At 71.7% G+C, this 18,769-nt stretch carries 18 protein-coding genes; 11 read left to right on the top strand and 7 right to left on the bottom strand.

What is annotated here, in order from left to right:
- The first annotated feature begins 207 nt into the window (after nucleotides 1-207).
- From dhaM to DQ384_RS01230, 4 genes are all read left to right on the top strand, one after another.
- The gene (dhaM, locus tag DQ384_RS01245) at nucleotides 208-603 is read left to right on the top strand and encodes a dihydroxyacetone kinase phosphoryl donor subunit DhaM (RefSeq protein WP_114026763.1); all 396 of its coding nucleotides are present in this window, start codon (nucleotides 208-210) and stop codon (nucleotides 601-603) included.
- A gap of 154 nt (nucleotides 604-757) precedes the next feature.
- Nucleotides 758-2,182, top strand: a complete 1,425-nt coding sequence (locus DQ384_RS01240) for a dihydrolipoyl dehydrogenase family protein (RefSeq protein WP_114026762.1) — start codon at nucleotides 758-760, stop codon at nucleotides 2,180-2,182.
- Nucleotides 2,183-2,449: 267 nt separating this feature from the next.
- Nucleotides 2,450-3,010 carry an RNA polymerase sigma factor gene (locus DQ384_RS01235; protein WP_114026761.1) on the top strand — a complete coding sequence of 187 codons (561 nt, stop codon included), beginning with the start codon at nucleotides 2,450-2,452 and terminating at the stop codon, nucleotides 3,008-3,010.
- Nucleotides 3,007-4,080: a hypothetical protein gene (locus DQ384_RS01230; RefSeq protein WP_114026760.1), complete on the top strand. Its 1,074-nt coding sequence runs from the start codon at nucleotides 3,007-3,009 to the stop codon at nucleotides 4,078-4,080. The genes DQ384_RS01235 and DQ384_RS01230 overlap by 4 nt, the downstream gene beginning before the upstream one ends.
- A 19-nt stretch (nucleotides 4,081-4,099) precedes the next feature.
- On the opposite strand, the gene DQ384_RS01225 is transcribed toward DQ384_RS01230, so the two are convergent.
- Together DQ384_RS01225 and DQ384_RS01220 are read right to left on the bottom strand one after the other, a co-directional pair.
- Nucleotides 4,100-4,366 (bottom strand): DUF6343 family protein, encoded by a 267-nt coding sequence (locus DQ384_RS01225; RefSeq protein ID WP_114027032.1) that lies wholly within the window; start codon nucleotides 4,364-4,366, stop codon nucleotides 4,100-4,102.
- A 57-nt stretch (nucleotides 4,367-4,423) separates the two neighbouring features.
- Complete coding sequence (locus DQ384_RS01220; RefSeq protein ID WP_114026759.1) at nucleotides 4,424-5,626, bottom strand: MFS transporter; 1,203 nt, start codon at nucleotides 5,624-5,626, stop codon at nucleotides 4,424-4,426.
- A gap of 364 nt (nucleotides 5,627-5,990) precedes the next feature.
- Between DQ384_RS01220 and DQ384_RS01215 the strand changes: the two genes are divergently transcribed.
- A complete protein-coding gene (locus tag DQ384_RS01215) occupies nucleotides 5,991-6,356 on the top strand; it encodes an ArsR/SmtB family transcription factor (protein ID WP_114026758.1) in 366 nt (121 codons plus the stop codon).
- Between the two features lie 243 nt (nucleotides 6,357-6,599).
- On the opposite strand, the gene DQ384_RS01210 is transcribed toward DQ384_RS01215, so the two are convergent.
- Complete coding sequence (locus tag DQ384_RS01210; protein ID WP_114027031.1) at nucleotides 6,600-7,235, bottom strand: pyridoxamine 5'-phosphate oxidase family protein; 636 nt, start codon at nucleotides 7,233-7,235, stop codon at nucleotides 6,600-6,602.
- Nucleotides 7,236-7,377: 142 nt separating this feature from the next.
- Entirely contained in the window at nucleotides 7,378-7,632 is a 255-nt protein-coding gene (locus DQ384_RS01205) for a Smr/MutS family protein (protein ID WP_114026757.1), read from the bottom strand.
- A gap of 344 nt (nucleotides 7,633-7,976) precedes the next feature.
- Between DQ384_RS01205 and DQ384_RS01200 the strand changes: the two genes are divergently transcribed.
- The 4 genes from DQ384_RS01200 to DQ384_RS01185 all read left to right on the top strand — a co-directional run bounded on the left by DQ384_RS01200 (nucleotide 7,977) and on the right by DQ384_RS01185 (nucleotide 14,575).
- Nucleotides 7,977-11,294, top strand: a complete 3,318-nt coding sequence (locus tag DQ384_RS01200; RefSeq protein ID WP_245966170.1) for a S8 family serine peptidase — start codon at nucleotides 7,977-7,979, stop codon at nucleotides 11,292-11,294.
- A gap of 176 nt (nucleotides 11,295-11,470) precedes the next feature.
- The gene (locus tag DQ384_RS01195) at nucleotides 11,471-12,964 is read left to right on the top strand and encodes an FAD-dependent oxidoreductase (RefSeq protein ID WP_220182714.1); all 1,494 of its coding nucleotides are present in this window, start codon (nucleotides 11,471-11,473) and stop codon (nucleotides 12,962-12,964) included.
- A gap of 154 nt (nucleotides 12,965-13,118) precedes the next feature.
- Complete coding sequence (locus DQ384_RS01190) at nucleotides 13,119-13,841, top strand: ABC transporter ATP-binding protein (RefSeq protein ID WP_114026755.1); 723 nt, start codon at nucleotides 13,119-13,121, stop codon at nucleotides 13,839-13,841.
- Nucleotides 13,838-14,575 carry an ABC transporter permease gene (locus DQ384_RS01185; protein WP_114026754.1) on the top strand — a complete coding sequence of 246 codons (738 nt, stop codon included), beginning with the start codon at nucleotides 13,838-13,840 and terminating at the stop codon, nucleotides 14,573-14,575. Before DQ384_RS01190 ends, DQ384_RS01185 begins: the two co-directional genes overlap by 4 nt.
- Nucleotides 14,576-14,699: 124 nt before the next feature.
- Here DQ384_RS01185 and sigJ read toward each other — a convergent pair whose 3' ends face one another.
- Nucleotides 14,700-15,797, bottom strand: a complete 1,098-nt coding sequence (gene sigJ / locus DQ384_RS01180; RefSeq protein ID WP_245966169.1) for an RNA polymerase sigma factor SigJ — start codon at nucleotides 15,795-15,797, stop codon at nucleotides 14,700-14,702.
- Nucleotides 15,798-15,918: 121 nt separating this feature from the next.
- On the opposite strand from sigJ, the gene DQ384_RS01175 reads away from it, so the two are divergent.
- The gene (locus DQ384_RS01175; RefSeq protein WP_181870958.1) at nucleotides 15,919-16,425 is read left to right on the top strand and encodes a carboxymuconolactone decarboxylase family protein; all 507 of its coding nucleotides are present in this window, start codon (nucleotides 15,919-15,921) and stop codon (nucleotides 16,423-16,425) included.
- A gap of 84 nt (nucleotides 16,426-16,509) precedes the next feature.
- Here DQ384_RS01175 and DQ384_RS01170 read toward each other — a convergent pair whose 3' ends face one another.
- Together DQ384_RS01170 and DQ384_RS01165 are read right to left on the bottom strand one after the other, a co-directional pair.
- Nucleotides 16,510-16,740, bottom strand: a complete 231-nt coding sequence (locus tag DQ384_RS01170) for a hypothetical protein (RefSeq protein WP_114026752.1) — start codon at nucleotides 16,738-16,740, stop codon at nucleotides 16,510-16,512.
- A 13-nt stretch (nucleotides 16,741-16,753) separates the two neighbouring features.
- Nucleotides 16,754-17,182 (bottom strand): CBS domain-containing protein, encoded by a 429-nt coding sequence (locus DQ384_RS01165; protein ID WP_114027030.1) that lies wholly within the window; start codon nucleotides 17,180-17,182, stop codon nucleotides 16,754-16,756.
- 169 nt (nucleotides 17,183-17,351) lie between these two features.
- Between DQ384_RS01165 and DQ384_RS01160 the strand changes: the two genes are divergently transcribed.
- The gene (locus DQ384_RS01160) at nucleotides 17,352-18,752 is read left to right on the top strand and encodes an aminopeptidase P family protein (RefSeq protein ID WP_114026751.1); all 1,401 of its coding nucleotides are present in this window, start codon (nucleotides 17,352-17,354) and stop codon (nucleotides 18,750-18,752) included.
- Nucleotides 18,753-18,769 lie beyond the last annotated feature (17 nt).

Genomic DNA, 18,769 nt, shown 5'->3' with positions numbered 1-18,769 from the left:
TCCTCCGAGCTCAGGCCCGCGCAAGGGTTCGACATGGGATCACGGGGTATCTCCGGCGCGAATCCACACACGAGCCCGCACATCCGGCGCGCGGCCCCCGTCCAGCGCAGGATCGCTGGACCAGCGCAGACACAACGTCCAGTGCAAGAACGAAACGTCCAGCGCAGAACCGACCGTCCAGCGCAGAACCATGGGAGACCTCCGGCGATGACCACCATTCCGCAGCCCCTGGTCGGCGTCGTCCTCATCTCGCACAGCGACGCGCTGGCGACCTCCGCCGCGGCCCTGGCCGTGCAGATCGCCGGGCCGGACGTCCAGGTGGTCCCCGCGGGCGGCACGGACGACGGTGGCCTCGGTACCAGCCCCGACAAGGTGACCGCCGCGATCCAGAAGGTCGACCGGGGCGTGGGCGTGGTGCTCATCCCCGACATGGGCGGCTCGGTCCTGACCGCCCGCCTCCTCGAGGTCCCGGGCCAGGTGGCCATCGCCGACGTCCCCTTCGTCGAGGGCGCCATCGCCGCCGCCGTCCAGGCCGGCATCGGCGGCACCCTCCAGGACGTCCTGGACGCCGCCGAGGACGCGAGAATCTACCGCAAACTCTGACCAAAGCCTGGAAGTCGCATCTCCCCCCGCACGGCATGAAGCATCGCCGAATGGCGCGCTCCCCCGCCCCCGCCTGGTCCCCTGATCGAGGACCGATGCGAGCATCCGCCTCGTACGGGGCATGACTGACCTGGGACGACGGGGGGCGAGTTCCATGATTGACGGCGAGGGCGTCTTCGACGTGATCGTGATAGGGGCGGGACCGGTCGGGGAGACCGCCGCCAAACGCGCCGTACGAGGCGGCCTGACGGCGGCCGTGGTCGAGGAACGCCTGGCCGGCGGCGAGTGCGCCTATTACGCGTGCATCCCGAGCAAGGCGCTGCTGCGGCCGATGGAGCTGGCGCACGAGGTGGAGCGCCTGCCGGGGCTGGAGCTGCGCGGCCCGATCGACACCGCCGCGGTGCTGGCCCGCCGCGACCAGGCCGTGTCCGGGCTCGACGACGCCGGCCAGGTGAGCTGGATCGAGAACCTCCCGGCGACGTTCGTCCGGGGGCGGGGACGCCTGGCGGGGCCGCTGAGTGTCGAGGTGACGACGCCGGACGGCGGCACCCGTACGCTGCGGGCGCGGCACGCCGTCGTGCTCGCGACCGGGAGCGACCCGTTGATCCCCGCCGTGCCCGGCCTGCGCGAGGCGGAACCGTGGACGAACCGGGAGGCGACCGCCGTCCAGCAGGTGCCGAAGCGGCTGGTCGTGATCGGCGGCGGCGCCGTCGCCTGTGAGATGTCCCAGGCGCTGCACTCCCTCGGCGCCCAGGAGACGACGATGCTCGTGCGGGACCGGCGGCTACTGTCCCGGATGGAGCCGTTCGCCGGCGACCTTCTGGCCGAGTCGCTGCGGCGGTCGGGCATCGACGTGCGCTTCGGCGCCTCCCCCGCCCGCGTCGAGCGCCCGCTGCCGGACGGCCCGGTGACCGTCCACCTCGAGGACGGCTCGCGCGTGGAGGCGGACGAGATCCTCGTCGCCACCGGCCGCCGGGTGGGCGTTGGCGACATAGGCCTGGACACGATCGGCCTGGAGGGGGAGGGCCCGATCGATGTGGACGCGAGCATGCGGGCGACGGCCGTCCCCGAGGGCTGGCTGTACGCGGTCGGGGACGTCAACGGGCTCGACCTGCTCACACACATGGGCAAGTACCAGGCCCGGATCTGCGGCGACGTGATCGCCGCCCGAGCCCAGGGCCTCCCCGACGACCTGCCGGCGCTGCGCGACGTCGCCGACCACCTGGGCGCGCCCCAGGTCATCTTCACCGACCCGCAGGTCTGCGCGGTCGGCCGCACCGAGTCCCAGGCGCGCGCCGAGGGGTTCCCGGTACGCGTCGTCGAGGTCGACCTGGCAGGGGTCCCCGGCGCCTACCTCCAGGCCGACGACTACACCGGCCGCGTCAAGATGATCGTCGACGAGGACCGCCGCGTGCTCCTCGGCGTCACGTTGGCCGGTCCCGCGGTCCTCGACCACCTCCACGCGGCCACCATCGCGGTGACCTCGCAGATCCCGCTAGACCGGCTCTGGCACGCCGTCCCGGTGTTCCCGTCCGTGAGCGAGTTCTGGCTCCACCTCCTGGAGGAGTACGGCCTGTGACACCCGTGCCTCACGGACGCAGGACGACCTTGCCGGACGTCCGGCGCCGCATCCGGACCCGCGCGTCCTGCCGGTGATCGACCAGCACGAGAACCGCTCGGCCGAGATGCCATGCCGCGCGCGTCCCTGACCTGAACGGTGAAGGCGGGGCCGCCTGTCACGCGCGCCCGGCATCGGGGGAGATCCGGTGAAATGATCCGGGGGCCTTCGACATGAAGGGGTGTCCGTCGACCCCTTCAGCTAGGAGGCTCGCCATGGGGATCGCCTGTGGGTGATGACCGGAAGATGCTGTTCGAGAAGGTCTATCTCGATACCTATGAACCGATCCTCGGCTACGCGACGCGCCGCTGTGACTCCCCCGAGGACGCGGCGGACGTGGTGGCCGAGACATTCGAGATCGCGTGGCGGAAGCTGGACGACCTGCCTCCGGGTGAGCAGGCCAGGCTCTGGCTGTACGGCGTGGCGCGCAACGTGCTGGCCAACCATCGGCGCGGGACGATTCGGCGCCACGTCCACCAGGCGGCGCTGCGCGAGGACGTCGCCGACCTCTACGCCAGGACGGCTCCGTCCGAGGAGCGGATGGAGTTCGCGGCGATAGCCCGCGTCTTCCGGCATCTGTCCGACGAGGACCGCGAGCTGCTGTCGCTCGTCGCGTGGGAGGGCCTGGACGCCGGGCAGATCGCGCGCGTCCTCGGCTGCTCGCGCAACGCCGTACGCATCCGGCTGCACCGCGCCCGCAAGCGGTTCTCACGCGGGCTCGCCGACGCCGGGGTCGAGCACATGCCGATGAGCCGGGCCGCGCGGGTCCCGCTGGGGAGGTCGATATGAGGAACACCGACGAGTTGCTGAGCGGGCTGGCCCGCGTCCGCGACCGTGAGCTGGCGGGCCGGGCGTCCACCGCGGGGGCGCGGACGCTGCTCGCGTCGATCACATCCGCGCCGGTCAGCGCGTCACCCGGCCGGGGCGAGGTGCTCGCGGCGGCCACCGGTACGGAGGGGGCGGTCATCGCGCCGGCCCGCCGCGGCCAGGCGCCGGCGCTCCCGGCGGCGACCGGTACGGAGACCGCCGCCGCACCGGCCTCACGCCGGCCGTGGCGGATCCGGCTGGCCGCGGGCGCGGCCGCCGCCGGGCTGCTCACCGCCGGTGTCGTCGCCGGTCCCGGTCTGCTGGGCGGGGGAAGCGCGGCCGGCTACGCCAACTCGGCCGTCGACATCGCGCGGGACGGCGACCAGTACGTCGCCCGGATCAAGGACCCGTTCGCCGAGTACAGGATGTACACCGAGGCGTTCCGGGCCGTCGGCCTGGACATCGACCTGCGCCCGGTGCCCGTCTCCCCGACGGCCGTGGGGAAGATCCTCGGGATGGTGATCGCGGACCACAGCCCCCCGGGCACCGGTCCCAAGGTGGAGGCCGGTCCGTCCGGCCCGCTGGTGGACGGCGTCGCCCTCACCATGGAAACGCTCCCCAAGAACTGCCGCCCGGGGCGGGACGCCGGCTGCGTCATGGTGCTGCGGATCCCCGTGGGCTTCCCCGGCGACGTCCTGGTCCGGCTGGGACGCGAGGCCAGACCGGGCGAGGAGTACGCGAACTTCGAGGCCGCGACGGCCCCCGGTGAGATGCTCGCCGGGGTGAAGCTGAGGAAGGGCCGCCCGGTGGACGACGTCCTGGCGCAGGTCCGCGGGCGGAACCTGACCGCCGTGTTCAGCCTCGTCAAGGTGGACGGGAAGACGGGCGGCCTCTCGTTCGAACCGCTGCCCGCGCGGACGGTCGGCGGAGACTGGACGGTGTGGAACGCCTGGCAGGTGAAGGCCGGAGTGGTCCGCCTGCTCGTCACCCCCGAGCGGCTCCCCGAGAATCCCTTCTTCAACGGCAGCGCCCCGCCTCCCGCCCTGTCGTGACGGCGGCGCCCGTCGGAGCTCAGCGTGAGCGGGTCGCCCGTTCACCCGAGGGGCTCCGGCGGGCTCTGCGCCTGATCACCACCAGGTCGACGGCCGCGATCACCACGACGACGCCGGTCACGACCGCTTCGACGAACCAGATCCCCAGCCCGGTGCTCACCCCGAGGAAGACGAAGAGCGCGGTCGCGGCGAGTGCGACCGGCAACGCCACCCCCGAGAGCACGGCCCGCATGCCGAGCGCGCTCCGCGCCGTCCGGGGCTCACTCCCCGACCGATTCCCCCACATGACCTCCACCCGCCTCCCTTGGGACGGCGAACGCCCTCCCTCTACGCCCTACCCGCTTCATCCCTCCGCGACCGGCGAAGGGGTCACGGGGGACGGGCGGCGGCGGGTGATGACGGTCGCCGTGGAGACGAGGGCGAGGGCGATGATCAGGAAGCCGTACGTGAGGGCGGTGGCCTCCAGGCCGAAGAGCGGGACGGCCTCGCCCGCCAGGACGGCGGGGACGCTGAAGGCCAGGTAGCTGACGACGTACACGGCGGCGAACAGTTCCGCGCGCTCGGACGGGGCCGCGAGCGTCGCCAGCGAGCGGAAGGCGCCGAGGAAGGCCGCGCCGAAGCCGGACCCGGCGATGAGCGTGCCGGCGAAGAAGATGGGCACCGAGGACACGGCGAGCGCGGTCAGGGACACGGCGATGCCGGTCGCGAGGGTCGCCGAGCCGATGATCATCACGCGGCGCGGGGGCAGATCGCGGACGACGACCGAGGCCACCGCGCCCGCGCCCGTGAGGGCGGTCACGACCAGGCCGCCGACGAAGTGGTCGGTGACGTGCAGGACGCCCGCCATGAGCGACGGTCCGAGCGAGAGGTACAGGCCGCCGAGCGCCCAGGTCGCGACCAGGCACGGCAGCGCCGCGAGGAAGGCTCCGCGTGCGCCGGTGGGCACCGACACCTTCGGGCGCAGCGAGGCGAACGCGCCCGGCCGGGGCGCGACCGTGTCGGGGAGGAAGGCGACGGCGCAGGCCAGGAGCAGGAAGACCACGGTGAGCAGGGCGAACACCAGAGCGGTCGGGGCGGGCGCGTACTGCACGAGAAGCCCGGTGCCGAGGGCCCCCGCGGCGAGGCCTGCGGTCGGGGCCACGCTGTTGAGCAGGGATCCGAGGCGGGATCCGGGAGCGGGCTGGAGGTCCACGAGCCCGGCGCTGATGGCTCCGGCCGCGGCGCCGGTGGCGAGTCCCTGCAACACCCGGGCGAGGAGCAGATGCGCGGCCCCGTCGGCCGTCAGGAAGACCGCCATGGCGACGGCCTCGGCCAGCAGCGCGCCGACGAGGACGGGCCTGCGTCCGACGAAGTCGGAGAGCCCTCCGACGGTCAGCAGCGCGCACAGCAGGGCGAGCGCGTAAACGGCGAAGACGGCGGTGAGCGTGGCGGCGGAGAAGCCCCATCGCGCCTGGTAGACGACGTAGAGCGGCGAGGGGGCGCTGGCGGCGGCCATGAAGGCCAGCAGCGCGCCTGCGAAGAGCCAGAATCCCGCCCTGCGCGACATGCGCCACGGCGGACGTCCTCCCTCGCGGGCGGGGAGGGTCGCCGCCGCGTCACCCGGCCCGGTCCGCGCGGGATCCGGCGGCCTGCCTCCGGTTTCAGGTGAGGCACAGGCGGTTCGGGGTCTGGCGCGCGGATCGTCCCCATCGCCCCCCGAATCGCCCGTGGCGTGCGACGAACCGTGTGTCGTGTGCCGCGAATCGCCCATGGTGCGCCGCGAACCGGCTGTCGTGTGCGGCGAAGCGGTCTCGGCCACTGTGGCCCCGTCTTCTGTGATTCGCATCGCGATCCCCTGACTGTTCCAAAAGTTTCGAACAGTTGGAGACTACGCCGACCCGGGCGTACTGTTCAACTATTATCGAACCGTGATGTCTTCCTCGCGCGAGCTGGCACATCCCGAACCCGCCGAAATGGTGGTGACCGACGTGCTGTTCGCCCTGAGCGACCCCGCGCGGCTAGCGCTGGTACGACGGCTGGCCGAGGGTCCACTGGAGGTCGCCAACTGCCAGCCCGCCGGCGGCGAGATCCCCAAGTCCACCCTGTCCCACCAGCTCAAGACGCTGCGAGAGGCGGGCGTGATCCGCAACGTCCCCTCCGGCCGGCAGCGGTACGTGAGCCTGCGCAGGGAAGACCTGGAGAGCCGCTTCCCCGGCCTGCTCGCCGCGATCCTCGCGGAGCCCGGCGAAACGGGCGGCGACCGTCACGGGCGGCCCTCGGCGGCGAGCCCGGGGTGATGACCAGGGGTTATGCTCGTGATGAGGAAGCGATCGAACGCATGAACGCCTTTGGCCTCGCCGCACTCCTCCTCGCCGAGCAGTGCACGGACCCGGCCCTGCGCATGATCGACCGCTTCCTCGCCCAATGAGCCGTGATCGATCGCGGCCGAGTTCACGACCGGCCGTCCGCGCGCGGGCCGATGACCGGCCCCGGCCCAGGCCGTTGACAGGGCTCTCGACGGCGCCGCGACGGCGCGGCCCTCAGGCGCGGTAGAGCTTGGCCGCGTACTCCGGGCCGTAGTACTTCTCCAGTTCTTCCAGCGTCTCCTCGGTCTGCTGGACGCTCTTCACGATGCGCGCGTGCGACGGCAGCGCGTCCGGCTCCCATGTTTCCGGCCTCCACAGCGCCGAGCGCAGGAACGCCTTGCCGCAGTGGAAGAAGATCTGCTCGATGTCGACGACGAGGGCGAGCCTGGGCCGGTGCCCCTTGACGATCATCTCGTCGAAGAACGGCGCCTCGCGGACGAGCCTCGCCCGGCCGTTGACGCGCAGCGTCTCGGTGCGCCCGGGAACGAGGTACAGCAGCCCGACGTGGGGGTTGGCGAGGATGTTGGCGAAGCCGTCCACCCGGCGGTTCCCCGGGCGGTCCGGGATCGCGATCGTGGCGTCGTCGATGACGTGGGTGAACCCGGGAGGGTCGCCCTTGGGCGAGACGTCGCAGGCGCCGTCGGCGCCGGACGTCGCCATGAGGCAGAACGGGGAGGCCGCGAGCCACTCCTTGTCCCGCTCGTGCAGCAGGACGCGCTCCTTGGTGAGGGCTCTCGGCAGGGGCTCGCCGAGCAGCGCGCGCAGCTCCGCCTCGGATGTGATCTCCAGGACGTCCGGGCTCTCCGCCATCACCACTCCTCAGGGGCAGGCGATCATGCGTACGCCCCAGCATACTTTGCGCGCTATTTACCGCCGAGGGGGGGCATCGGCCACACCTGTCACCCGTGTCCGGTATCAGAAACCCGCCGCGACCGGCGAACCCGACAGGAGCTCACTTCCAGCGGAAGTAGACGAACAGGCGGCCGTGGTTCTTGGCGTCCTTGTCGATGCGGTGGTAAAGGGCCTTGATCTCCTTCTGGTCCAGGAAGCGCAGGACCTTCTTCTTGAGCTGGCCCGACCCCTTGCCCGGGATGATCTCGACCTCGGTGGCCTTCTTCCGGATCGCCTCCTGGATGATCCCGTGCAGGGCCCGGTCGATCTCGGCGCCCCGGTTGTAGATGTCGTGGAGATCCAGCTTCAGCTTCACGCGCCGATTGTACGTCCCGGGGAATGGAACGTTCTTCCAACTGCGCCGACCACACCTTCTAACCGGAATGTGTCCACTTTTGGTCATATATTGCTGCAGATCAGTCTGTATATCGATCTAGGCGGATATCAGGCAGGCATTTAGACTCCCCCTGTGTTTGGTTCGCCCGAGCTCGGGCGTCCAGGCACATGTCGCCCAACGGGGAGGGTGAAGTCCCTCGCCATGTCCTCATGCGGGCGGCGCGGCTTCTCCATGCCCTTTGGACGGCAGGTCCCAGTGGTCCTCATGGAGGTGCCGTGCCAAGCAATCCCCTGCCTCTCCTCTTATCGCGAACACGCCGTGCCGTGGCGGTCGGAGCGGGTCTCGTCCTCATCGGCGCGATCAGCCCCGCGGTCCCGGCGTCCGCGACCCCCACCCCGGGTCCGGCGACGGCGTCCACCGCTAAGTGGAAGGCAACCCCCCTCACCGTCGTCGACCGGGTCCAGGGGGCCAAGTCCCCCAGCGGCAAGCTGGCCAAGAGCGACACCGCGCTGTTCAAGGCGACCGGCAGCGCGCCGGTCAACGTGGTCGTCAAGCTCGACTACGACTCGCTGGCCGCCTACAAGGGCGGCGTCGACGGCCTCAAGGGCACCAGCCCGCAGGTCACCGGCAAGAGCCTGGACATCAAGAGCGACGCCGCCAAGAAGTACGAGAAGCACATCGAGGACGTCGAGAACGCCTTCGTCAGCGCCCTCGGCAAGAGCGTCCCAGGCGCCAAGGCCGGGCAGAGGCTGCGGACCGTCTACGGCGGCATCGCCGTGAAGGTGCCCGCCAACAAGGCCGTCGAGCTGCTGAAGCTCCCCGGCGTCGCGGCGGTGCAGGAGGACAAGCTCCAGCAGCCGCTGACCGACTCCAGCCCCGAGTTCATCGGCGCTCCCACGATCTACAACCAGCTCGGCGGCAGCCCGTCCTCCGGCAAGGGCGTGATCTACGGAAACCTGGACTCCGGCGTCTGGCCCGAGCACCCGTCATTCAAGGACCCGGGCACCCTGCCCGCTCCCCCGCCGACCAAGGACGGCACCCCGCGCGTCTGCAACTTCGGCGACAACCCGCTGACGCCGGCCACCGACGTCTTCGTCTGCAACAACAAGCTGATCGGCGGCAGGCCGTTCCTGGACACCTACAACGCCGTCTTCGGCGGCGAGGTGTACCCGGACAGCGCCCGTGACTCCAACGGCCACGGCACGCACACCGCGACGACGTCCGCGGGCGGCCCGGTCGCCGACGCCAACCCGCTCGGCATCAGCCGGGGACCGATCCACGGCATCGCGCCCGCCGCGGCCGTGTCGGTCTACAAGATCTGCGGCGCCGAGGGCTGCTTCCCGTCGGACTCGGCCGCGGCCGTGGGACGGGCCATCCTCGACGGCGTCCGGGTGATCAACTTCTCGATCTCCGGTGGTAGCGACCCGTACAGCGACCCGGTGGAGCTGGCGTTCCTCGACGCGTACGCGGCCGGCGTGTTCGTCTCGGCCTCCGCGGGCAACTCCGGCCCCGGCGCGGCGACCACCGACCACCACAGCCCCTGGGTGACCACCGTCGCCGCCTCCACGCAGACCCGGACCTACCGGTCGACCGTGACGCTGACCGGCGCGGGCGGCGCGACCGCCACGGTCTCGGGCGCCTCGATCACGGCGGGCATCAGCTCGCCGCTTCCCGTCGTGTCGGCCGCGGCCCCGCCGTACTCCGACCCGCTGTGCGTGAAAACGCCTCCGGCGGGCCTGTTCGCCGGGAAGATCGTCGTCTGCCAGCGCGGCCCCAACCGTGTCATGAAGGGCTTCACCGTCAAGCAGGGCGGCGCGGCCGGCATGATCATGTACAACGCGACGCCGCTCGACGTGATGACAGACAACCACTGGCTGCCGGCCGTCCACGTCGATCAGCCGGACAGCACGACCCTGCTGAACTTCCTGGCCGCCAACCCCGGGGCCACCGCGAAGTTCACCCAGGGCACCAAGACCACCTGGCAGGGCGACGCCATGACCTCGTTCTCCTCACGGGGACCGGGCGGCGACTTCCTCAAGCCGGACGTGACCGCGCCCGGCCTGCACATCCTCGCCGGTGGCACGCCCACGCCCGAGTCACCCGCCGAAGGCCCTGCCGGCAACCTGTTCCAGGCCATCGCGGGCACCTCGATGTCCTCGCCGCACGTGGCCGGGGCCGGCGCGCTGCTGTTCGCGCTGCACCCCGACTGGACGCCGGGCCAGGTCAAGTCCGCCCTGGAGACCACCGCCAAGACGTCGGTCACCAAGGAGGACCGGGTCACCCCGGCCGACCCGTTCGACTACGGCGGCGGCCGCATCGACCTCACCAAGGCCGGCGACCCGGGCCTGACGCTGGACGAGACCGCCGCCAACTACGCGGCCTCCGCCGCCGACCCGCTCAACCGGATCGACCTGAACGTGCCGTCGGTGAACGCGCCGATCATGCCGGGCGCGATCACGGCCAAGCGGACGGTCAAGAACGTCACCGGCAAGACGCTCACCTACACGGCCACCGGCACCGCCCCGAGCGGCGCCTCCGTGACGGTGCTGCCCCCGCTGTTCAGCGTCAAGCCCGGCAAGTCGCAGGACCTCACCGTCCTGATCGCCGCTCCCGACCTTCCCGACGGTCAGTACTTCGGCCAGGTCAACCTGAAGCAGGTCGGCGGCAGCCGTAACCTGCACCTGCCGGTGGCCTTCTACCGTCAGGAGGGCGCGGTCCCGGTCGACCAGACCTGCACGCCGGCCACCATCGCCAAGAACACCGGCGAGTCCACCTGCACGGTCACCGTCGAGAACACCACGCTGAAGGACACCGAGGTCAGCGCGCTGACCACGCTGGACTCCAAGCTGCGGATCAACAGCGTGACCGGCGCGACCAAGGTCGGCAGCCAGATCGCCACGGCCAAGGCCGCGCTCGCCGGACGCCAGCCCGACAAGCCCGGCATCGCCCCCGGCACCGGCCCCGCGGGCTACCTGCCGCTCGACCTGTTCGGCATCACCCCGACCCCGATCGGCGACGAGGAAGCGATCAACTTCAACGTCCCGGGCTTCGTCTACGCGGGCAGGACCTACAACCGCATCGGCGTCGTCTCCAACGGCTACAGCATCCCCGGCGGCAGCTCCGGCTCGGCCGATGTGGACTACGTGCCGCAGACGCTGCCGGACCCCGCCGCGCCGAACAACGAGCTGGCGTCCTACTGGACCGACCTGGACGGCACGGGCGCGCCGGGCATCTTCGCCGGCACCCTGACCGACGGCGTCGACACCTGGCTCGTCCTGGAGTGGCGCGTCCACCTGTTCGGCCAGACCGGGCTGAAGGTCTTCCAGCAGTGGATCGGCGTCAACGGCTCGGAGGACATCACCTACTCCTACGACCCGTCCAACCTCCCCGGCGACCCCGGGCCGTCCTACGGGCTGACCGTGGGCGCCGAGAACGCCGAGGGCACGGCCGGCGGCCAGATCTCCGGGCCTCCGGTCGAGGACTACCGCGTCAGCAGCACCCCGGGCGCGCCCGGCGGCAAGCTGACGTACACGCTGAAGGTGAAGGGCGTGACGTCCGGCGTCGGCTCGGTGACGACGGCGACGTCCACACCTGAGGTGAAGGGCGTCACGGTCGAGGTCGACAAGATCACCGTCCAGTAAGGACACGACCGCGTAAACCCGCTGTCCACAACGACGGGGCCGGCATCCCACCGGCCCCGTCCGCGTGTCCGGGCGCCTCCGGCCGCACAGCACGCTCGGAGATGTCCGGGGCCCGTCCGCGGCGGATGCTGAAGCCACGGCGGGCGTCGGACGATGGGGGCCGGACAGTGGCGCGGATGGCGGGGACGCGGGCGGTCGTGCTCGGGGGCAGCATGGCCGGGTTGCTGGCCGCGCGGGTGCTGGCCGAGTTCTACGACAAGGTGACGATCGTGGAACGGGACGTGCTGCCGCGCGGGGCCGCGCAGCGGCGGGGCGTGCCGCAGGGGCACCACGTGCACGCGCTGCTCGCCCGGGGCGGGCAGGTGCTGGACGAGCTGTTCCCGGGGCTGACCGCCGAGGTGGTCGCCGCGGGCGCGCCCGCCGGGGACCTGCTGGGCGGGATCCGCTGGCTGCTGTCGGGCCACCGGATCAGCCGCGTCGACATCGGCCAGCCGGTGCTGTTCCCGAGCCGTCCTCTGCTCGAAGCCCATGTGCGGGCGCGCGTGCTGGCGCTGCCGGGCCTGCGGCTGTGCGACGGTCACGACATCGCGGGGCTGACCACCACCGCCGACCGCCGGACCGTCAACGGGGTGACCATGCGCGGGCCGGGCGGCGAGCTGCGCGGCATCCCCGCCGATCTGGTGGTCGACGCCTCCGGGCGGGGCTCGCGCACGCCGGTGTGGCTGGAGAAGCTGGGGTATCGGCCGCCGAGGGTCGACAAGATCCACATCGGGGTGGGGTACTCGTCGCGCGCGTACCGCCTCCCGCCGGACGCGCTGCGCGGCGACCGGCTCATCCTGGCCAACTGGACCCCCGAGCACCCCCGCGCCGCCGCCGTGGCCGCGCAGGAGGACGGGCGGTTCCTGGTCACACTGGCCGGGCTGCTCGGCGACCACCCGCCGACCGACCACGACGGCTTCCTCGCGTTCGCCGGGAGCCTCCCCTTCGACGACGTCCACCGGCTGATCGTGGACGGCGAGCCGCTCACCGACCCGGTGGCCATCCAGTACCCGGCCAACGTGCGGCGGCGCTACGAACGGCTGTCGCGCTTCCCGGACGGGCTGCTGGTCCTCGGCGACGCGGTCTGCGGGTTCAACCCGATCTACGGCCAGGGGATGACGGTCGCCGCCCTGGAGGCCGCCACGCTGCGCCGGCTGCTGTCCGGGGGGCGCGCGCCGGCCTGGAAGGCGTACTTCAAGGCCGTCGCCAAGGTGGTGGACGTCCCGTGGGGCATCGCCACGGGCACCGACCTCGCCTTCCCCGGCGTGCGCGGCCGCCGTTCGCCGAAGGTCCGCCTGGTGAACACCTACCTTCCCCGGCTGCACGCGGCGGCGGCCGTCGACCCGTCCCTCTCGTCGGCGTTCGTCCGCGTCACCGGCCTGCTCGACCGTCCCGAGGGCCTGCTCCGGCCGGACCGCCTGCTCAAGGTGCTGCGCAAGCACCGCAAAGCACCCCGGATCGCCGTGTCGGCGGCGGCTGTCGCGTCCGGGCAGCCGGCGTCCTTCGCGACCACGTCCGGGCGGCCGGTGGCCGGGCAGTCCGCGTCCGGGCGGCCGGCCACCGTGGCGTCCGGGGAGCCGGTGTCCGTCGCGGCCGCCGAGCCGGTGGCCGGAGCCGAGTCTCCGCGCTGACCGGCCCCGATCACGGGCTAGCCCCGAACGCCCCGCCCGGCTCCCGGCGGGGCGTTCTTCCGTTCTCGCTCACCCCCCTTGTCGGCCCTCGTGATCTCAACTACCTTGATTTCATCACTCGTTGAGTTTGTCGGCCAGGGAGTCCGTGGTACCTATGGAACCCGCGATCGAGGTTCGTGATCTCGTGGTCGAACGTGGCAGGCGCCGCGTTCTGCACAGTTTGAGCTGTTCCATCCCGCGCGGCAGCGTCACCGGGCTGCTCGGCCCGAGCGGCAGCGGGAAGACCACCCTCATGCGCGCCATCGTGGGCGTCCAGGTGGTGAAGTCGGGCACGGTCACCGTGCTCGGCATGCTGGCCGGGTCCGCCCCGCTGCGCGGCATGATCGGGTATCTGACCCAGGCGCCCAGCGTCTACGCCGACCTGACGGTCCGCGAGAACGCCCGGTACTTCGCCTCGCTCTACAAGGACGTCACATCGGCGGACGCGGACGCCGCCGTGGCCGACGTGGGTCTCGCCGACGCCGCCGGGCAGCTCGTCGGCGACCTGTCGGGTGGGCAGCGCGCCCGCGCGTCGCTGGCCTGCGCCCTGGTCGCCCGGCCGACGGTGCTGATCCTCGACGAGCCGACCGTCGGACAGGATCCCGTCCTGCGCGACGACCTGTGGCGGCGCTTCCGGGCGATGGCCGCCCAGGGCACCACCGTCCTGGTCTCCAGCCACGTGATGGACGAGGCCAGCCGCTGCGACCGGCTGCTGCTCATCCGCGAGGGACGGCTCATCGCCGACGACGCGCCGGACGCGATCCTGGCCGGGACCGGCACCGCGGACCTGGAGGCTGCCTTCCTCCACCTGATCCGCGCCGAGCAGGTGGTGTCATGAACCTTCGCATCCTGGGCGCCACCACGGCGCGCATCCTGCGTCAGCTACGCCACGACAGGCGGACCGTGGCGCTCCTGGTCGTCGTGCCCGTCCTGCTGCTCGCCCTGATCTACTACATGTTCGAGGACGTGCCCGGCATCTTCGACCACATCGGCCTGGTCATGCTCGGCGTCTTCCCGTTCACGATCATGTTCCTCATCACCAGCATCGCGATGCTGCGCGAGCGCACCACGGGCACGCTGGAGCGGCTGCTCACCACGCCGATGGGCAAACTGGACCTGCTGTTCGCCTACGGGCTCGCGTTCGGCGTCGCCGCCGCCGTCCAGGCCTCGATCGCCTCCTCCGTCGCCTACTGGCTGCTCGGCCTGGACACCCGGGGCGGGGTCGGCCTGGTGATCCTCATCGCGATCGCCAACGCGGTGCTCGGCGTCGCGCTGGGCCTGCTGTGCAGCGCGTTCTCCCGCACCGAGTTCCAGGCCGTGCAGTTCATGCCGATCGTGGTGGTCCCTCAGATCCTCCTGTGCGGCCTGTTCGTCCCCCGGGGTCAGATGGCGGGCTGGCTGGAGGCGATCAGCAACGTGCTGCCGATGACGTACGCCGTCGAGGCCCTCCAGGAGGTCGGCACGCGGGCCTCGGCCACCGGCACCCTCTGGCGCGACCTCGCGATCATCATCGGCTGCGTCATCGTGACCCTCACCCTCGCCGCCGCCACCCTCCGCCGCCGCACCGCGTAGGGCGCGCGATCGCCCGCGGCCGTCCCGCGCATCGTTCACACGATGCCGGGGCGGCTGTTCATTTCCCACTCCGTTGACGAGCGGTCGTGATTCAACCGCCCACGCGACCGGCGGAACGGTGCTGTTACCCAACCGTCCACGGCCGGAGCTTCTCGGGGTTGCGTACCGCCCAGATGCGCTTGATCCGGTCGCCTGCGATGTCGAAGGCGATCACCATCACGGTGACGCCGTCCTGCTGGGCCACCAGACCGGGCTGACCGTTGACCGTACGCTCCAGCATCGTCAGGTAGGGCGCCCTGCCGGCGATCTCGACGGTGTAGCGCGCGATCTGCTCGGCGCCTTCGATCGGGTGGAGCACGGCGCTGACCAGGCCGCCGCCGTCGGCGGTCGCCGTGGCGTCGGGGGCGAGGAGGCCGATGAGGGCGTCGATGTCCTTGGCCTCCCACGCCTTCTTGAAGTCCCGGACGATGCCCGCCCGCTGGACCGCCGGGGTCGCGGGAGCCTGCGAGGCGTGGATGCGGCGGCGGGCCGAGGAGGCCAGTCGGCGGCATGCCGCCGGGGTACGGCCGACGATCTCGGCCACCTCGGCGAACGAATAACGGAAGACATCGTGCAGGACGAACGCGACACGCTCGGCCGGGGTCATCGATTCCAGGACGACCAGGAATGCCATGCTCACCGACTCGTCGAGGGTCACCCGCTCGGCCGGGTCCACCGCCATGCCGCCCGGCCGCCCCTCCACCCACTCCGCACGCTCCGGCACCGGCTCGGGGATCCACTCCCCCACGTAGCGCTCCCGCCGCGCCCGCGCCGAACCGAGCACATCGAGGCAGATACGACCGGCGACCCTCGTCAGCCACGCCCCCGGCGATTCAATGCCTTCCTGCTGCTCAGGGGACATCGCATACCAGCGGGCATAGGTTTCCTGCACCACATCCTCCGCATCGGCCACAGAACCGAGAAGCCGGTACGCGAGATTCATCAGCTGACGCCGCTCCCTCATGATCACGCTCAGGCCCGGATCGGACCGGCCGTCTCCTGGCACGGATGGGGTGGTCATGGTCTCGTCGGCTCCCTTGGGCGCGTCTACCCTCACCAGACCGACGAGACGACACCTCGAAATGTGACGTCGGCGCGTCGCCTCACATTTCCAGCGGTCGCGTCGTCGGACTACCGAGACACCATCCAGCACGCAGGAAAGCTCAGCGACCCCGGCCGACATGCGGATCACCGTCGAGACACGCGTCCGAACGCGTGCTCGTCCCCGCGGCCGGCCACGTGGTGGTGGAAGGCCGCCCCGCCAGGTCGCCGAGCTCGCAACGATCAGAAGGGAAGACCTCGCGATGTCCACACCCACAACGACCGAGCAGGACCACCTCCAGTCGCGTCTGCCCGACCCCCTCCAGTTCTTCCCCGAGATGGCGGAAGTCGCCGGAGCCATGTCCAAGGCCACGCTGAACGGTTCGATTCCGCACACCACCATCGGCCTGGTGCAGCTCCGCGCCGGGCAGATCGTCGGCAGCACCTACCACACCGTCCGGCAGACCGGCGGCCTCCGTAAGGCCGGGGAGACAGAGGAGCGCATCACCGCCGTAGCGTCCTGGCAGGACGCCCCCTACTTCACCGGCGCCGAACGGGTCGCACTGGAGCTCGTGGAGGCCGTCCTCACCCCGAACCCGTTCGGGGAGCGCGTCCCCGACGAGCTCTACGCCAAGGCATCCGCCCACTACGACGACAAGGCGCTGTGGACGCTCATCCTGGCGATCAGCCAGATCTGCTTCTTCATCCCCGTCGCTCTCGTCGCCAGGCCGATCCCTGGTAAGGCCCCCGGGAAGAACTACAGCAGGTAACGCCCGACGGGCTCAGGGTGAGGCACGCGACCGTGCCTCACCCTGAGCACGGCCGGCTCTGAGCGGGTGCCGGAGGACGGCGGGTCAGGGCCGATCGCGGGCGTCCGGGCGCGAAAGCCGCTCCGGGCGGTCCTCCCTGAGGGAGGTCACGCCGGGGAGGGAGGCGAGCGTCTTGGCGGGCGTGCCGCCGGGAAGGACGACGACGACGCGCGAAGAAGGGAGTTCCCGGACCAGGACGGCGCCCGGGATCTCGGCCAGACGTGCGCGGAACTCGGCGGCGGGGACCGAGATTCCGACGATGTAGGCGGTCTTCACCGGCCCGGCACGCTCACCCGTGCAGGTAGTCGACCAGGTAGGCCTTCTCGGCCTCCAGATCTTCGATGGCGCTCTTGACGACGTCGCCGATGCTGACGATGCCGGCGAGGCGGCCGTCGGTGACCACGGGGACGTGGCGGATGCGGTGGTCGGTCATGATCTGGCGCAGGTCGCCGGCGTCGGCGTCCGGCTCGCAGGTGCGGACGGGGGTGGTCATGATCGAGGAGACCGGCTCGGTGAGGACGACGGGGCCCCGCTGGTGGAGGCGCCGGACGACGTCGCGCTCGGAGGCGATGCCGAGGATCGCCATGCCGTCCTCGGACACGACGGCGGCGCCGATGTTGTGGTCGGAGAGGATGGAGAGCAGTTCCGTTACCGTGGCCTGCGGGCGGACGGTCGCCACCGTGCTTCCCTTTCGCCGCAGGATCGCGCTGATGAGCATCGACACCACCTCGTGATGCGGGGAACCCGGAGAGTACCTCTGACTTCCCCACCTGACGTCATCGTTAAGCGCTCCGCGCGGTAAAGCCGGGGGGCCTATTTCCGGACGGGCCGAAGCCCCGGGGCGGTGAGTACCATGCCACACACCACTGTCTCCCGCGAGGACCGCAATGAGCGAGCAGCTGAACACCGGCAGCCACGACCTGCCCGTCTCCGACGCCCTGGCCGCGTTCATGACCACCGGCTGGGAGGACACCGGCCGCGCCGGCCTCACGCCGCTGCCGCAGGCGGCGTACACGGCCAAGCGGCGCGCCGCGCTCGTCCAGCGGTTCCCCGGCGAACGGCTCGTCGTCCCCTCGGGGACGCTCAAGGTACGCAGCAACGACTGCGACCACCGCTTCCGCCCGCACAGCGCGTACGCCTACCTCACCGGCGGGCAGGAGCCGGACGACGTGCTCGTCATCGCGCCGTCGGGCCAGGCCACGCTGTTCACCCGCCCCCGCTCCCCCCGCTCCGCCGAGGGCACGGCCGGGCAGGAGTTCTACCGCGACCGCAGGTACGGGGAGTTCTGGGTCGGCGCGCGTCCCACCCTCGACGAGGCCGAGGCGCTCCACCAGATCGAGTGCGCGCACCTCGACCGGCTGCCCGAGGCGCTGACCGGCCCCGCCCGGGTGCTGCGCGGCGTGGACGCGTCCGTGGACGCGCGCGTGGCCGAGCACGAGGGCGACGCCGAGCTGGCCGCGTTCCTGTCGGAGATGCGCCTGCTCAAGGACGAATGGGAGATCGCCGAGCTCCAGCGCGCCGTCGACGCCTCCGTCCGCGGCTTCGAGGACGTCGTGCGCGCGCTTCCCCAGGCCCTGACGCACCCGCGCGGCGAGCGCTACGTGGAGGGAGTCTTCGGGCTGCGCGCCCGGCTGGAGGGCAACGCGACCGGCTACGAGACGATCGCGGCGTCGGGCGCGCACGCCTGCGTGCTGCACTGGATCCGCAACGACGGCCGCCTGAACCCCTCCGACCTGCTGCTGCTCGACGCGGGCGTGGAGACCGACGCCCTCTACACCGCCGACCTCACCCGCACGCTGCCGCTGTCGGGGCGGTTCGGCCCCGTCCAGCGGCAGGTGTACGAGCTGGTGTACGAGGCGCAGAGCGCGGGCATCGCCGCCCTGCGGCCGGGGGCACGCTTCCGCGACTTCCACCGGGCCGCGATGGCCGTGATCGCCGAGGGGCTGCGGGACTGGGGCGTGCTGTCCTCCGCGGAGGGCGACCTGCACCGGCGCTACACGCTGTGCAGCAGCGGGCACATGCTCGGCCTGGACGTGCACGACTGCGCCAGGGCCCGCGCCTCGCAGTACCTGGACGGCGTGCTGGAGGCGGGCCAGGTGCTCACGGTGGAGCCGGGCCTGTACCTGCAGCCCGACGACCTGACGCTGCCGCCGGAGCTGCGCGGCATCGGCGTGCGCGTCGAGGACGACCTGCTGATCACCGAGGACGGCGCCCGCCTGATGTCCTCGGCGCTGCCCCGCCGTCCGGACGAGATCGAGTCCTGGATGGCCTCGCTCGCCGAAGGCTGAGGTCACCGCGCGGGGGG

Origin of the sequence: Sphaerisporangium album (assembly GCF_003323745.1) — a bacterium.
Lineage (GTDB): Bacteria > Actinomycetota > Actinomycetes > Streptosporangiales > Streptosporangiaceae > Sphaerisporangium > Sphaerisporangium album.
This window is presented reverse-complemented; position numbering and strand designations above follow the sequence as displayed.